General features: G+C 43.5%; 18 protein-coding genes. 12 read left to right on the top strand and 6 right to left on the bottom strand.

The features are described 5' to 3' along the window. The first annotated feature begins 19 nt into the window (after window positions 1-19). The 12 genes from KHS79_RS26390 (at window position 20) to KHS79_RS16835 (ending at window position 11,063) form a co-directional block, all read left to right on the top strand. Window positions 20-163, top strand: coding sequence for a DUF6890 family protein (locus KHS79_RS26390; protein ID WP_407704229.1), 144 nt, complete (start codon window positions 20-22; stop codon window positions 161-163). Between the two features lie 6 nt (window positions 164-169). Then, window positions 170-2,482: a phage tail tape measure protein gene (locus KHS79_RS16885; RefSeq protein ID WP_212720491.1), complete on the top strand. Its 2,313-nt coding sequence runs from the start codon at window positions 170-172 to the stop codon at window positions 2,480-2,482. Further along, window positions 2,482-2,811 carry a DUF2590 family protein gene (locus KHS79_RS16880; RefSeq protein WP_212720489.1) on the top strand — a complete coding sequence of 110 codons (330 nt, stop codon included), beginning with the start codon at window positions 2,482-2,484 and terminating at the stop codon, window positions 2,809-2,811. The genes KHS79_RS16885 and KHS79_RS16880 overlap by 1 nt, the downstream gene beginning before the upstream one ends. Further along, window positions 2,795-3,967, top strand: coding sequence for a baseplate J/gp47 family protein (locus KHS79_RS16875; RefSeq protein ID WP_212720487.1), 1,173 nt, complete (start codon window positions 2,795-2,797; stop codon window positions 3,965-3,967). The genes KHS79_RS16880 and KHS79_RS16875 overlap by 17 nt, the downstream gene beginning before the upstream one ends. Next, window positions 3,960-4,556: a phage tail protein gene (locus KHS79_RS16870; RefSeq protein ID WP_212720485.1), complete on the top strand. Its 597-nt coding sequence runs from the start codon at window positions 3,960-3,962 to the stop codon at window positions 4,554-4,556. Before KHS79_RS16875 ends, KHS79_RS16870 begins: the two co-directional genes overlap by 8 nt. Window positions 4,557-4,569: 13 nt before the next feature. Then, window positions 4,570-6,117, top strand: a complete 1,548-nt coding sequence (locus KHS79_RS16865; RefSeq protein ID WP_212720483.1) for a phage tail protein — start codon at window positions 4,570-4,572, stop codon at window positions 6,115-6,117. Next, window positions 6,110-6,622 carry a hypothetical protein gene (locus tag KHS79_RS16860; protein ID WP_212720481.1) on the top strand — a complete coding sequence of 171 codons (513 nt, stop codon included), beginning with the start codon at window positions 6,110-6,112 and terminating at the stop codon, window positions 6,620-6,622. The genes KHS79_RS16865 and KHS79_RS16860 overlap by 8 nt, the downstream gene beginning before the upstream one ends. Beyond that, entirely contained in the window at window positions 6,603-7,475 is an 873-nt protein-coding gene (locus tag KHS79_RS16855; protein WP_212720480.1) for a hypothetical protein, read from the top strand. Before KHS79_RS16860 ends, KHS79_RS16855 begins: the two co-directional genes overlap by 20 nt. Further along, entirely contained in the window at window positions 7,472-8,068 is a 597-nt protein-coding gene (locus KHS79_RS16850) for a baseplate complex protein (RefSeq protein ID WP_212720479.1), read from the top strand. Before KHS79_RS16855 ends, KHS79_RS16850 begins: the two co-directional genes overlap by 4 nt. Further along, on the top strand, window positions 8,010-8,693 hold the full coding sequence (locus tag KHS79_RS16845) for a hypothetical protein (RefSeq protein WP_212720478.1): 684 nt from the start codon (window positions 8,010-8,012) through the stop codon (window positions 8,691-8,693). The genes KHS79_RS16850 and KHS79_RS16845 overlap by 59 nt, the downstream gene beginning before the upstream one ends. Further along, on the top strand, window positions 8,687-9,637 hold the full coding sequence (locus KHS79_RS16840; RefSeq protein ID WP_212720477.1) for a phage baseplate assembly protein V: 951 nt from the start codon (window positions 8,687-8,689) through the stop codon (window positions 9,635-9,637). The genes KHS79_RS16845 and KHS79_RS16840 overlap by 7 nt, the downstream gene beginning before the upstream one ends. Window positions 9,638-9,932: 295 nt before the next feature. Further along, on the top strand, window positions 9,933-11,063 hold the full coding sequence (locus KHS79_RS16835; RefSeq protein ID WP_027710521.1) for an acyltransferase family protein: 1,131 nt from the start codon (window positions 9,933-9,935) through the stop codon (window positions 11,061-11,063). A 489-nt stretch (window positions 11,064-11,552) separates the two neighbouring features. Here KHS79_RS16835 and KHS79_RS16830 read toward each other — a convergent pair whose 3' ends face one another. The 6 genes from KHS79_RS16830 to KHS79_RS16805 form a co-directional block, all read right to left on the bottom strand. Beyond that, window positions 11,553-11,957, bottom strand: coding sequence for a hypothetical protein (locus tag KHS79_RS16830; protein ID WP_027710524.1), 405 nt, complete (start codon window positions 11,955-11,957; stop codon window positions 11,553-11,555). A gap of 206 nt (window positions 11,958-12,163) precedes the next feature. Then, window positions 12,164-12,298 (bottom strand): HNH/ENDO VII family nuclease, encoded by a 135-nt coding sequence (locus tag KHS79_RS26385; protein ID WP_212720476.1) that lies wholly within the window; start codon window positions 12,296-12,298, stop codon window positions 12,164-12,166. 24 nt (window positions 12,299-12,322) lie between these two features. Beyond that, window positions 12,323-12,646, bottom strand: coding sequence for a hypothetical protein (locus tag KHS79_RS16820; RefSeq protein ID WP_212720475.1), 324 nt, complete (start codon window positions 12,644-12,646; stop codon window positions 12,323-12,325). Between the two features lie 10 nt (window positions 12,647-12,656). Next, the gene (locus KHS79_RS16815; protein WP_212720474.1) at window positions 12,657-12,983 is read right to left on the bottom strand and encodes a class I SAM-dependent methyltransferase; all 327 of its coding nucleotides are present in this window, start codon (window positions 12,981-12,983) and stop codon (window positions 12,657-12,659) included. A 119-nt stretch (window positions 12,984-13,102) separates the two neighbouring features. Beyond that, a complete protein-coding gene (locus KHS79_RS16810; protein WP_212720473.1) occupies window positions 13,103-13,519 on the bottom strand; it encodes a DUF6896 domain-containing protein in 417 nt (138 codons plus the stop codon). 4 nt (window positions 13,520-13,523) lie between these two features. Further along, window positions 13,524-15,385: RHS repeat-associated core domain-containing protein (locus KHS79_RS16805; RefSeq protein ID WP_212720472.1), on the bottom strand; the 1,862-nt coding region annotated here is incomplete at its 5' end.

Here is a 15,385-nt window from a genome sequence, read left to right as displayed (position 1 = left end):
GAATAATCACCTATTACAATTGCACTGGCTCGCTAAAAAACACTTTCCTCATGAGCCAGTGACGGCCGAAACCATGGGCGCGGCCTGTTTTTTTGAGCACGATTATTGGGAAAAAATGCAAATCGCTGTGGCCAATGGCATTGCCAAAGCATTTAAAGGGTAAGGATGTATGGCCCAAACCGCCACCAGTCAACTCGATTTTATTATTTCGCTATCGGATAGGTTAACCGGGCCGATTACCGGCTTACAAAATAAAATCGATCGTTTAACCCAAGGTACTAGCCAGGCCTTCGCCAATGTCGGTGTTGGCCTGGCCGGGGTCATGAGTGCTGGGTATACGGTACAAGCCGCCTTAATGCCTGCCGTTGAAATGGATCGGGCCATCGGTGAAGTACGGTCACTGGGTGTGCTGGAAAATGATCTCTTACAACTGCGTAATACTGCCCTGGATTTTTCGGTGGAATATGGCAAATCCGCGACAGAGTTTGTCCGTGCCAGCTACGATATTCAATCAGCGATCAGTGGTTTAAGTGGTCAAGAGCTATCCCAGTTTACCAAAGCCAGTGGCGTACTGGCGGCCGCCACCAAAGCGGATACCGCCACCATTACCAATTACATGGGCACCATGTACGGTATTTTCAGTCAGCAAGCCGAAGTAATGGGCAAGGCCAATTGGGTGAACATGGTGGCGGGACAGACGGCCAGTGCCGTACAGATGTTCAAAACCACCGGTAGTGAAATGTCTCAGGCCTTTACCTCATTAGGCGCTAACGCCACCGCCGCCGGTATCGCGATGCATGAGCAAATCGGTATTTTAGGCGAACTGCAGGCCACCATGCGGGGTACGGAAGCCGGGAACAAGTACAAAGCCTTTTTAGCCGGTGTCGGCAAAGCACAAGACACATTGGGTTTGTCATTTACCGATAGTCATGATCGTTTACTGCCGATGGTGGCTATTCTCGAAAAAATAAAAGGGAAATTCGGTAAGACTTTGGAGGTGGCGGAATCCGATGCGTTAAAAACAGCCTTTGGTTCGGATGAGGCGGTCAGTTTAATTAAATTATTGATGAAAAATGTCGATGGTTTACAAAGCAAGATTCATCAACTGGGCGATATTTCGGGTTTAGATAAAGCGGAAGAAATGGCATTGGCCCAAGTCGATGCCTGGGAACGTTTTGGCGCAGCCATCACCGCGGTGCGTATTGGCTTTGGTGCAACGTTATTACCGGTCTTAAATCCGATCATTGATGGATTTACCGAGGCAGGCCAAACCTTACAGCGGTGGACCCAGTTATTTCCTAATCTAACCCGTTGGGTAGGTTATGGCTTTTTAGTGGTGATGACGTTAGTGGCGAGCATGTCAGCCCTGACCTTAATGAGTGGTTTAGTTTATGGCTCACTCACTGGTTTAAAATTATTAGTCCCCATTTTGACGGGTTCTCTTTCATTATTAAAGTGGGCTTTTATCGGTGTCGGTTTTGCGGGTAAAGCGCTGGCATTTTCTTTTTCGTTTTTATTAAGTCCGGTCGGATTAATTATTGGCGCTGTTGCCCTGGTAGCCTATGGCGTTTATCAATTAATAACACATTGGGAAACCTGCAAAGCCGCCTTGTTATCCATAGGCTGGATTAACACCTTAGTGGGTTGGGTGACGGATGCCATTGAGTGGTTGGTACAAGGCTGGCACCAATTAACCACGTATTTATCCGACGTAGGTGCTTTCCAGTTTATTTTGGATATTTTTTCATTACTTTCACCGGGTATTGGGTTGATTACTAAAGCGTTCGAATTACTCGGAGTGTGTTGGGCCTACCTAAAAAACCATGGTGCTGCACTCGGTCAAACGCTGCTGGGACTCCCCCTGGAGTGGTTTCATTCGGTGGTGAGTTGGGCCACCGATGCCATTGGTTGGTTAGTGCAAGGCTGGCATTGGTTAATCGCTGCCTTGGACAGTATTGGCGTGTTGCAGTGGGTAACCCAGGTTTTTGGCTGGTTAAAAACCGCCATTGATTATGTGGCCCTGGGCTTTAATAGCGTCGGCCTTTTGTGGGAACAATTTAAAGGCTATTTAGCCGATGTCGGTGCCTTTGAAATCATTATGAAAATCTTTTCGCTGTTATCGCCAGGCATTATGTTATTAGGAAAAGGTTTTCAATTACTGGGCCAGTGGTGGCAAGACCTGAAAAAAAACTTTGCCGATATTGGTGTCTTTGAATTTTTAGGCAGTATTGTCGATTGGGTGATCGAAAAAATAAATAGGATCCCTGGTATTCATATTGAAATTGATAAGGAGGCCTTAAAGCCGAATATTGCGCAATTAAAAAAACCTTTGGTGTCGAAAGTGCCTGCGGGGGGCTTAGCCAACACCATCAATAACAACCAGCAGCAACATGCTCAACAAACCTACCAAACCAACCATATTTATACACAAACGGTTGATAGCCAGTTTTTAGTCAACCAAATGGAAATGGAAGCCCCCTAATGCCGCAATTTATCGATTTATTGATTGAAAATAATGACCTTGTCTTAAATATTGCCAGTGAGCCGCAACTTATTAGCGACCGTGCCAGCATAGCCCAGGATATTAAACATGCCATTCGTGAAAGTGGTTTACTCGTGACAATGATTGGCGAACGTCACCCTGAACAACGTCAGCGGTTAATTCAAGAACTGACGTTATTAGTCGAAGACGATGAGCGTTTAATTCCGGGTACCATAGTTTTTCATGAATCCAGTCCCGGCCGCTATTTTTTAACGGCGGATACCTTTGATTATGGTCCGGTTGAGGTCACCGATGCGCTCCCTGTTTAAAAGCCTGGTCGCACAGGCCGACATTCCCACCGAGGAGGCGCAGTTAAAAAGCCGGTTTAAACAACTGGCCATCGAGCAGGGTAGTCAGCTCAGTAATGACAGCCGTTATTCACCGTTTTGGCGCATTATCACAGCACTGGTCACCCGACCAGTGTTGTGGTTAATTGAGCTACTGATCGACCAGGTGTTGCCCAACGCCTTTTTAAAATATGCCAAAGGGCGTTACGTAGATATTTTGGCGTGGGCGGTGCATCTGGAGCGTAAACCCGCGACCACGGCAGAAGGGGTGATTACCTTCCAACGAGCCGCCGCTGAATTGGCGATCACCATCCCTGAAAATACGGCGATTCAATCCGTCGCCATTAATGGCCAGGTGTATGAAGTACGGACCACGGCCGAAGCCGTATTTAAGGCGGGTGAATTAATCACGACAACACCCGTCAAAGCCAGCCAACCCGGTAAAGCCTATAACCTGGCACCGGGTTATTATGCGATTTTACCGGAGCCTATTAACGGGATTACCCAGGTCACCAATGCGGAAGACTGGCTTACTTCGCCCGGCGCCGATGAAGAAAGCGACGAGGCGTTACGCTGGCGGGCCCGCAATCAGTTTGGCGCGGTGAATCAGTGGCATACCGACAGTGTCTATCGCAGTTTAATTGCCCAGTTTGCCGGGATCGATAGCCGCCATATTTATTTTGAACACCATGCGCCTCGTGGACCAGGCACCGCCAATGCCTATATTTTATTTGCCGCCGATGCACCGGCCGTTGAATACCTGGAAAAAATTAATCATTTTATTCAGGCGGAAGGTAACCATGGTCATGGCGATGATTTACAGGTATTTGCTTTACCGGAAAAAGCTTTTGATATTGAGGTTGAGGTATGGCCCAACGCCTTTTTAAGCGCCGATCAAAAACAACAGCTCGCGCAAAATATCACGCATTTTATTCGCACCGCTTTTCGGGAAAATAGCACCGATAATTATCAACCCACTCAGGTGAATCCCCGCAGTCGTTTTAGTTTTTCGAAATTAACCGAGGAATTACACCGACAATTTCCGGGCATTGATTCCCTGCAATTTAATAATACCGATATTGTCAGCGAGTTATGGCTACCGACGATTCAATCCTTATCGGTGGTTTGTCATGATTAAATTAACGCTACCATTTTGGCTCAGTGGCCCGGAGTTAACCAAATTAAAAAACAGTTGTGAGACGTTTTATACCGACGTGGCAGGTTGGTTGCGTTGGCCATTGTCGCAGTTGGATCCTGTCACCTGTTCGGAAGGTATTTTAAATCTATTGGCCTGGCAACGGGATATTAGCCGTTTTAACGGTGAGCCCCTGAGTTTATTTCGCAAGCGGGTGGCCTATGCCTTTATCAATAATGTCGATGCCGGCTCCACGGCGGGTATTAAACGTATTTTAGAACGGTTAGGGGTGGGCTACTGTGAAGTGGATGAGCGTACCCCAGGTCTGGACTGGGACATTATCACCTTAAAATTATCCGATAGTCAGCTCGCGCAAAATCCTGAATTACTCGACATTATTTTACAGATGTATGGCCGTACCTGTCGGCGTTATGTGTTTAGCACCATCACGCCGATGACGTTATTTATAGGGACCAATACTTTTTTTCATGAACAGGTGACAGCCGTCGCCCAGCTGGATACGACCGCATATTTATATAGCCAAAGCAGCACCATCGATCACGCACAACAGGTGTTGTGTGCTCAGTTATAAGGGAAGGGAATAAATGCCAATCATTACCCATGCCGGTGAGCGTTTAATTGCTGAAAAACAAGGCATGCAACGCCCGTTGATCATTAAGTACTTTGTCTTAGCGCATGTGCCGGATTTAAATGAAACAGAACCGGAAAACCGCCATGAACCTTTACCCACCGCTGAATTCATTCAATACCAAGCTCCCGTCACGCAGGCCGGCTTTATTAATCCCAATGCCGTGGTGTATTCGTTGGTGATGGATACCTCGGTGGGTGATTTTGAATTTAATTGGTTAGGCCTGGTCGCTGAGGATAACACCTTAGTGGCGGTCAGTTATGTACCTCGCCAATGGAAAAAGAAAACCCATGGAGCCCAGGCGGGGAATAGTTTAACCCGTAATTTTATGTTGGCGTTCAGTGGGGCTCAGGATATTACCCAAATTGAGGTCAGTGCGGATACTTGGCAAATTGATTTTAGTGCACGGTTAAACGGCATTGATGAACGCCAGCGTTTAGCGAATCTCGATTTATATGGCCACGCTGTTTTTTTTGCAGAAGGTTTTAAAGTCATTCGCCATGATAGCCATTATCAAATTACACCGGGTGTTGGTTATGTGGGTGGGGTGCGAGTCACCACAGAAACGCACCTGATTAAAGTGAACACCAAACCCACGGCGATTTGGCTGGATGTGTGTCGGCAGGGCAGTGTTACCAGTGATTTAGAAAACGAAGTTGCGTTTCAGCTGAATACTGAATTAACGGATTATACCGACCGCGTTCAACGTCGCCATTGGGTCGCCAAATTAGCGGATATTACGGCTCAGGGGGATGTGATTGATCGCCGACGGGTCACGGATAATTTAACGGCGCATTTGAACCATGATAATCCTCATCCTCAGTATTTAACCAAGGATCAGGCGTTTCGTTTACCGATTTACCCTGAAATAACAACTGAAACGAATACCCTGAGTATCCATCATCATGCGAATGGTACGTTTACCATTAATGACGCGCAGCATTTTATTATTCGTGGTTGGCTTAGGATCAATACCCGTGACTACAGTCTTGCACAACGCACCTTTCGTTATTTACCCGATAGAACTTATCACCTTCGCTGGAGTGTGCAAAACGGTTTTGAATTAAAAGCACTGCAGGATAGTACTTACAATCCAGAGCAATGGGCTGAAACCGATAAACGCTTTGATACAACCTATGATGATATGTTGTTAGCCCGGGTTGACCAGGGGACGATCACGCCGTTAAAAAATGCCAGTCAACTGGTGGCTATTCAGTTATTAGACCAAGCCATTGCCGGTGTTTACCCAGTTAAATTGAATTGGTCGCGCACCCCAAACCCTCTGATTGAAGCGGTGTATGATCCCGATGCCTATGTGAAAACTGATTTAAGTATTGCCCCTATTTATGCGGGACGTTATATCGATAACGATAATAGCGCCATCGGCTACGATCCTACCCGTTATCAAGCACAAACCATGATTACCTCGCTTGCATTTAAGTTAGGTGAACATGCTTCGCTACCAAACTCAAAAATTAATACAAGGATTCGTTTTTATGCCTGATTCATTTAAAGCGTTAGTGTCGTATGACCTTGTTATCGGAAAAGTCTGTGGTGATGTTGAAGGGCATCCTATTCCAGAAAAACTGGGCCAACTACCCCTTCATGCATTGCGCTGGAATGGTGAGGCGATTGTTAACGCCCATGACTATGCAGCCTTTTATATCGATCAGCAGGGCATCAAACATATTATTCAGCACGAGCTGTCTTGGCAGCCACTTCATTGTCAATTTGATGAAGCATTGTTGCATAAAGAGGGGCATTGGTGCGTCAAAAATCCAATGGAGCATTATTTTGCGCAACGTGAGCACATCAAAGCACAGCGTAAGCAAGCCTTTATGATCGAAGCGGATCCCCTTAAAAATGAATACGACTATGACCGGGAATTTAATCGCCCTGAGGTCAGTCAACGTCGAGAACGTTGGTTAATGAAAGTGGCTGAGATTAAAGCCCGTTATCCATTTCCGTCCAAGCCTGAAGGGAATGAGGATGAAAACCGTCCAGATTAAAACACCCTCGACACTCGGTCAGCTGCAAGCACAACAGGCTACGCTCATTAAACAGGCGACTACGCAGTTAACGACATTAGCAACCCAAATTAATGCGCTAGATGACAGCGGATTTTTACCTGCTTCGATTGCGTCCACGGGTCCCGATTTACGCCGTGAATTACAAAAACAATTACAGCAAAGTATCCATTGTTGTGTGGTGCATCCATATCAGCATACGGTGGGAGAGGGCGAAGGGCACCATCGTTATTTATCGGCACCGAATGCCTTAAAAGCCCTGACAAAAAAATACCAGGATCAACGCGACCAACAGCAACCCCAACACAGTCAGGCGGCGATAGTGGTATTACTGACGGCACCGCACATAACCTCGTTTTATCAGACGTTAACCGCCTTTACTGCATTAATGCCGATCCCCGAATTACCGCAAATTACGCGTCGGGTAAAAGCACTGATTAGCTTAGAAACCAACAAATGGGAGGTCCCCGAAGCGCCACAAATGCCATATTGGCGGCCGTTAAAATTAGCGCAATGGCCAACTGCCAAACATCATTTAACCCAATTAGGTGCCGCACAAGCCGCCATTGAAGCCATCAGTCATCATGCATCGCCCAAAGGATTGCTGACCGCATTGCTGGCGAAAAAACAGCAACACTTAGCTCAAATGAATCAGGACTGGCAACACACCACACACGCCTTACAACAAGTGGTGGGTCAATACCTGACGGGCAATATTAGCCAGCAACTCAGTCAATTAAGTGCACCTGGACATGACCAGGTGTTAACGGTGGGCTTATTACTGACGGGCAGCATGGCAGCCTTAGCCTTTTTAAAAGAGGTGTTGAGCTTATGATGATTGGGCAATACCAGGTACAAGGCTGCAGCTTAAAAGTGGTGGGTAATTTACGCATCAGTAATGAAGAGCTGAGCGGTGCCAGCAGTGCCACCGATCGGGCGCATAAAGGTTTTAAGCCAAAAACCTTAACCGTTTCCCTGCAGATCAACCAAAACAGCCCCGAGCATTTAACTCGCTTAATTGAGCTGGCGGAAAGCGTCAATGAACAAGGTAAGCAAACGGTATACACCTTGGTGGATCCGACCGCTAAAGCGATGAATATTCGGCAGGTGCAGTTTAACGACAATTTTAGTGTACGTGAGGCATCAGATAAACGCTTATGGCAGGTGCAATTTACCTTATCCGAATACCGCTCTGTCCCTGAAAAAGTCGAACAACGTCAACCGAAAAAAGACCCTAAAAAACAGCAGGCCGAGGGAAACAGTATTCCACCCGATGGACCACAACAAGACAGTACTAACGCAAATAACGAACCGGAATTAACGTCGTTTGAACAGTATTTAAAAGAAATCGATGAGGCGATAGGACCCAGTGAAACTGAACAGCGTGCTGACAATCAACCAGCAGACTCTACCGCTGGTACGGCATGATATCCGGCTGGCGATGAATGCTCCAGGACGAGCGACGTTCGTGGTTCGGCCTAACACACCATTAACACCAAAATCAGTCATAAAAATGGCCATTGGTTATGGTGACAATTTACAGCAAATCTTTTTAGGCTATATCGAAAAAATCACTACCGTCGACCAACACCAGCAGCAATTATTTTGCCGGGAATTAACCGGTATTTTGCATTATCCATTACCGATGAATTTACGGCATGTACATTTAAATGACGTCTTAAATCAGATCGCCAAACACACTGGCCTGACCTTTATTACGCCAGAACAACCCTACACCAACACCAAAATTTCTTATTTTTACAGCCTTAATAATGGGCTGTTTGCCATGGCTTCCCTCGCGGAGGCGTTTGCGATTGAGGATTATTGCTGGCAACAACAGGGCGATGGCCAAATATATGTCGGCAGCTGGCAGCACAGCTACTGGGCCAATAAACCCGTGACCATCCCCGATCAGTTTTTAATTAATCACCAGTCGCATAACAGTGCGCAAATCGCCGCGATTCCGCATATTAGGCCTGGCGTTAAGTTAGTCGATGGTCGTCGTATTCAAAAAACACAATGGCAAAATAACCAAATGGTGGTGACATGGTAGACGCCATTAAACGTATTGTGCTGAGTTTATTTCCAGAATTAGCGGGCAACTATCATTTACCCCGTTATGGTCGAGTTGTAGCCATTAGTGATACACCAAAACAAGGTGACCTCTGTGATGACTTTAGGCCCCATTATGCGGTGGATGTGGAAGTGTTAGACGCCCAGGGCAAACCCGATAAGAAACTGCCTATCTTACACAGCTTAATGGTACCGATGGCCAGTGCAGGACAAGAGCAGGGTTTTTATGGGTTACCGGAAGTGGGTACCCAGGTTGTGGTGGGCTTTGCTTATGGCTTACCCAATAAGCCGTTTATACAACATGTGTTACCTCATGGTTTATCGTTGCCTGGCCTGGAACAAAGAGAACAGCGTTGGCAGCAACATCCGATAAGCTACCAACGCTGTGACCAGAGCGGCGCTTGGGAACGATTAACGGATACCAGTATCAAGGATGAATGCCAGCACTATCAGCTGGAAACCATTCACCAGGAAACCCACACTCAAAGCCAACAGACAACAATAGCCGAACATAGCACCGAAACCATAGGTGGTAGCAAAACGCTGGAGGCGATGGGTGCATTAAAACTGCATTCAGGGGGAACGGCAGAGTTGGCCGCCATTGATAATTTAAAAGTGGCGACTGGTAATGACAGTCATACCGTGGTGGGTAAGGATATGCAGGAGCACATTAATGGTATTAAACATAGCCTGGCTAAGCTTAAGCAAATCACCCAAGTCAAAGACGGGGGCAAAGTCTGGCTAGGAAATGAAAGCGATAATGTACTGCAGCTGTTGTCTGAGTTTATGGCGGTGGTGGAGCAAGCGTTTTTGGGGCTATCAACCCATGATCATACTCCAGCAGGGCCTACGAATAAGTCTGACTTGCTAACGCAAGCCGGAAACACACATCGGCAGAACAAGTGTTTACAAGGTATGTTGTAAAGAATTATCTTTAGAAGGCTATTACATTCTTTGATTAAAGACATTAAAACTAATTACAGAGTCTTTTATAACTATAATCATGCTTATTAATCAGTATAATAGTTAAGCTTACACATCATATATGCTTTTTCTCATTTGAAGGCGCTTAACTTGAGTCAATAGTGTAGTAAAAATAAAGCTTCCTTGGTAAGGTGTTTTCCTTGAAAAACTGGACTAAGTTAGAGCCTTAGTTCAAAATGGGGTGTATATGTAGCGCTGAGACGTTAAGTAGTAGTCCACAGTAGTTAAGTCATACATGAATAATACCTTTAAATCAAACAATTTTGATGTGATTCGTTTATTAGCTGCTCTACAGGTAGCTATTAGTCATACCATTACGCATTTAAAAATAAACTATGCTGATTCGGTTTTTTTAACATTATTGGAGTATTTTCCGGGCGTTCCCATTTTCTTTTTTATTAGTGGATTCCTCATTAGTAAGTCGTATGAGAATAATTCTCATATAGGGGATTATACAAGGAATAGAGTCCTCAGACTATATCCTGCTTTAATAGTGTGTACCGTAATTGCTTTAGTGAGTGTGTTTGTAACAGGTTACTTTGATAATAGATCTTTCAATGTTGATAAATTTATTATTTGGATAGTAGGACAAATTAGTATTCTACAGTTCTATAACCCTGCATTTATGCGAGACTTTGGTACCGGTGTATTGAATGGAAGTCTTTGGACTATAACGGTAGAGATTCAGTTCTATTTAGTTTTGCCAGTATTGTATTGGTTATTTGGATTAGCGAAAAAAACTAACCAAAACTGGAAGCTAGCTGTATTGATTGTTTTCTTTTTGTTTTTTCATATTGCTAAGTATCAGCTAGAAGCAATGTATGCGAATAATGTTATTTTTAAAATCCTAGTCGTATCTTTTATACCTTGGATATGGATGTTTTTAGTTGGTGTATTTTTTCAAAAGAATTTTGAATATTTTTACAGTATGCTGTCGGGAAAATTTTTTTACTTGCTCCCATTATACTGTCTAGTATCATATGTCACCGTTGATGTTTTTGGTTGGGATAAGGGAAATGGTATTAATCCAATAGCATTTTTACTGTTAGCGACCACAATCTTCTCCTTTGCTTACTCATTTACACAAACAAGCAATTATTTATTAAAAGGAAATGATTTCTCATATGGTATTTATATTTACCATATACCTGTTATCAATGTATTAATGTACTTTGGTTATTTGCACACGAGTTCATATCTATATTTAGTGCTAACAGTTGTCCTTTTACTGGGTGTGCTGTCTTGGTTTTTAGTTGAAAAACCGTGTATGAAGTTGAAAAAACGTCAGTTTAATACGTTGAAAGATAAAGATAATAGAGCGAAAGCAAATAAATTGTTTTCAACTAAGAATGTCTTATCAAACTAATTTTTATGTGGAGAGTCTGCACACTTAATCAGTTTGATAGTATATATTGATTAGTCTCGTCTTATCAAAGAACAGATGATAGTTTTGCTTACCTTGATTGATGGCAGGGTGTAGTTGCTTTGGCGCTTACCTTTGTACTGGCCAATTTATATGGATATCGTAACTCTTCGGAGAATAGGATATCTTCAGAACTCCTGCGGCGGCTTTATCCATTGGATAAGTAAAGTTTGGATCGATCTTATCATTTTAAAATTTACTCGGAGAAATAAAAAGGCCCACAAAAGCGAGCCTTAATGAAAATAAATATAGGTTGGCGGGTAGGCCTGAGAAGTTTGTACTGGTCAACCACCCTGGCTAGATAAATCCCTTGAATGAGGGGGGAAGATCATAGAACGCTGGCGGCGATTAACTGAACAAAAATCCATTCAAAATTGCTTCGGCCAAACAGCAATAAGCCCAGCGAACTGGGCTAGTTTAGGGGACGATAGATTACCTTTTAATAAACTCCATGATTTCTCTAGGCATATTCCCCTTCAAGTCTCCGATCTTATTTATGTCCTTGGAAGTAAAGCTTCCATCAACCTTAACCCAAGCAACACTCCCTATATCTCCACTTGAAAACCAAAGAATATCTCCATCCCAAACAATCATCCAACGCTGAAAAATACTGGCTCTTTGATTGGACTTAATTACGCGATTTCCACTTTCATCTATCAACGAATAATCAATAATTCCTTCGTTATCGACAACAGATAACGTTAAACCACTCTCAAACTCGAACTCACCGAGAGAAGTAACAGGCTGACCAGTTTGCAGTCTTTCAACGCAGCCACTCATAGACAAAATAACAAATAAACCACAAACGACTCGAGCAAGCTTTTTTATACATAGCATAACTTATTCACCTCCAAACGATCTTTGTACTGGCCAACTTATATGAATATTGTAATTCTTCGGAGAATAGAATATCTTCAGAACTCCTGCGGCGGCTTTATCCATTGGATAAGTAAAGTTTGGATCGATCTTATCATTCCATGTAGCAGTTACGTCGTAGCAACCCTCTAATTGCCTCCATAGAAATTTCGCCCATATCAACCTACCTAAAAGTTTGTGGCTCTATCCATCCAGTAATTACTCTTCCAAGTATTAAACTGGCTCCTGTTAATTCCTGAAGATATTGTATTGGAATCAATATGAATCACACTGCTATTCTGTTGATGGAAGGCTTGTGTCATCTGCTCCTGTATTCTTTGCAGCAACTAATTATTAGGGAATTGTTTATCCCAACGTCCCAATATTTCATTACATTTAGGCTCTAAATCGGGCCATTTATTTTTAATTAATTTTAAGCCGTCAATAAGCTCTTGTCTTGAATCGTACGGGTATGTCTCTGACATACTTAACGCAACTTCTACTTTTCTCTTATCATCAGATAAAAGCCATTCTTGTCGAACAGCCTCAATATCCGCTCCATTATCATCCATACACCAAATTAAGCAATCAAACACATTCGCAAGCTCACTGACTGGTAAACCAGTTACCAGCCTACTCAATAAATAAGCCATCACATCCGACATGTTCATTATTACTTCCTCATTGTATCTTTCTGTAGATTGTTGTAGTTGAGTAAGAGGTGTCTAAAACTTTTCCGGATGTAGACCGCTGAACACCAAAGCTATGTGTAGCAGAAACTGGTCCGGTGTTCACAATTTCAAAACCAGCTGCTCTAGCCTCGTCTACACTGGAGCGAGCAAATCGGTTTCTTGTCGAGTTACCTGTGACATGCAATAAACCACCAGGTTGCATAACTCTAGCAGTCTCTGCTGAAACTGGATTAAATCCATAAGGATTTATCGAATGTACTTCGCTGAAAGTTCTAGATTTAAAAGGAAGTTTTGTTGCATCAGCAACAACATCCACGCCTTCAACCGCACGAATTTAATTCAGCCATTTATTCAACTATTATGTTATCGTTCATGGTGACATACTCTCCTATTAAACGACTGTCGTTGCTCTAGTGGGGGAGTATGTCAAATGTATTAAACTAATTTATAAAATTTTTCATTTTTTTCTAGAATTCCCTCTTGCACAAGAAGATCTAATTGATGTTTAAGCTTTATATCAAGTACTTTATTATTTACATAGTTATCTTGAAGTAATTTTCTCCCTTTAACTCCTAAAGAGTTAAAGTATGTTTCTAATCCCCATTCATCAAAGCAATCTGCTCCAGCTTTAACTGTATGAAAGTCAATTACAGTCCCAGTAATTTCTTCTGTAAAGCGAAAACCTAAGCCATGTTTACTATACTTCCATTTATTATTGAGAGTTACTGATCCTTGTTTCGGAGCATTTAACAAGAATGGATCAAAATCAAAGTCAACTTCTTGGGTAAGTTTATCCCATAGTTCCCTTTGTAGGCTGATAAATATCTTAATTTGATTGACTAGTTTGTTCATTTAATCACCACCTGTGAGATAAACCTAAGGAATGAGCTGCTTCAGCAGCCTCTTGCTCCAATCGTATTGCTGTTTCAGCATCTACCTCCCGTATCATTACAGGTACATCACCTACCTTCGCTCCCCCTGCAGCTCTAGCTCTATGGTGTCCATCGATAATTATTTTTCTACCATTAACAATTGCAATTTCTATTGGTTCTGACTCGTCATAGCCATTCTTTATTATGCTTTTTTTAATTCGTTTTATTTGCTTGCTAGTAAATTCAGACTTTGTTTGTCGACCAAATAACTCCCACGTTTTTGCTATGCCTTTTTTTCCTAATTTTGCAACAGGTTTTGATACCATACCAACAACAGAAAGAGTAAGCATAGTATACTTATAGTCACGCTTAGCTGCCTCTACATTAGCCTTGGTTTGTATACCTTTTTGTAAGCTCTTAATTGAAGTAATTTCTTGAAAGTCAATGATCTGAGCTTCGCTAACTAAGCTTTGTAAAAAGCCCAGTTGTGCATTGCCCTTTATAGACTCAACTGTGGGTCCTTTCGGCTTTGAGTACTGGACATAATCATAAGCACTTGGAAATTGAGCAAAGGGACTAAATGCTGAATAGTCTTGGTGTCCAAATGCTTCACTTATAATGCTACTTGAGCTGTTACTTTGGGATGAGTAGCGACTGAATCCATTATCAAAGTCACTTAAAGAGCTGCTTCTTGCATTAGTTGATGGAGTAACTCCTTGGTTGTAATTGTACCCATCAAATATACTGCAAGTTTCCCCTCCAGCGTTGTCATCGCTACCAAATAACCAATTCGTAAACTCTTCCCAAGTAAATCCAGTTGGATCAGTTCCATTCAGTGGATTATTGAAGCCATAGCTATAACGGTTATAGCTTTGTAGATTGCTTTCAAATTGAATAACTGGATCAGCACTTAAAAACCGTCCCACATTCGGATCATAAACGCGGCCATTCATGTGGATTAAGCCCACACCATCTAGGTGCTCGTGGTCGGTAAAGCCACGTTTGGTAATGGTGCTGGTGATTTGTGTAAAATCAATCGCGGCTTGCCAGTCGGTCTGACGGCGCTTACCCCAGGGATCATAACTGAAGCGCTCGACTACTTGGCCATTTTGATCGGTAATGGCGGTGATTGAGCTTAAGTGATCTCGGTGGAAGTAATTGGTTTTTGTGCCATCTTCGCTACCCGTATTTTCGGTTTTAGTGATAATGGCAACGTCAGCAATGTAATGCTTGTGCTGTATTTTGCCGGTATCACTGACCACCTTTTCATAAATACCAGATTGGTAGTAGGTTGTGGTGGTGGACCCGGTAGGGCCTTGGTCGATCCGGCGTACCCGTTTTTGATCCGGTCCGTATACCAAGTCGATTTGATGATCTCCGCGAATGATCTGATCGGGCTTATCAAAGGCGGTATAGCGCACGGTACGACCATTACCACTGGTCATGTTGCCGTTGGCATCATAGCAGTAAGTAGCGTTTTGGCTGCCCGTGGTTTTGGTGAGGGCATGGGGACCGGCTTGTTGGCTGCCACACTTGTCTGCGTACTGGTAATCACCGACATCGGATTTATGGGTAATATTGCCCAACGCATCGTACTGCACACTGGTGGTTAAGGTATTGCTACTGAGTTTGGCGGTGACTTCGGTTAAACGGTTCAGTTGATCATAAGCAAACGTCTCGTGGATCTTCTGTCGTTTATCTTCCCGCTGAGTGAGATTGCCTAACGCGTCGTAGGCAAAGTGCAGGTCTTCAATTTGCGTGGTACTGCTGATATACGCGCCACTGTCTTGCAAACGTCCGGTTTTGGCATCAAACACCCGTAGCGTTGTCGCACCATTACCGTACT

Source organism: Zooshikella ganghwensis, assembly GCF_018263875.1.
Lineage (GTDB): Bacteria > Pseudomonadota > Gammaproteobacteria > Pseudomonadales > Zooshikellaceae > Zooshikella > Zooshikella ganghwensis.
The sequence above is the reverse complement of the archived record's forward strand: the minus strand, read 5'-3'. Positions and strand labels throughout refer to the sequence as shown.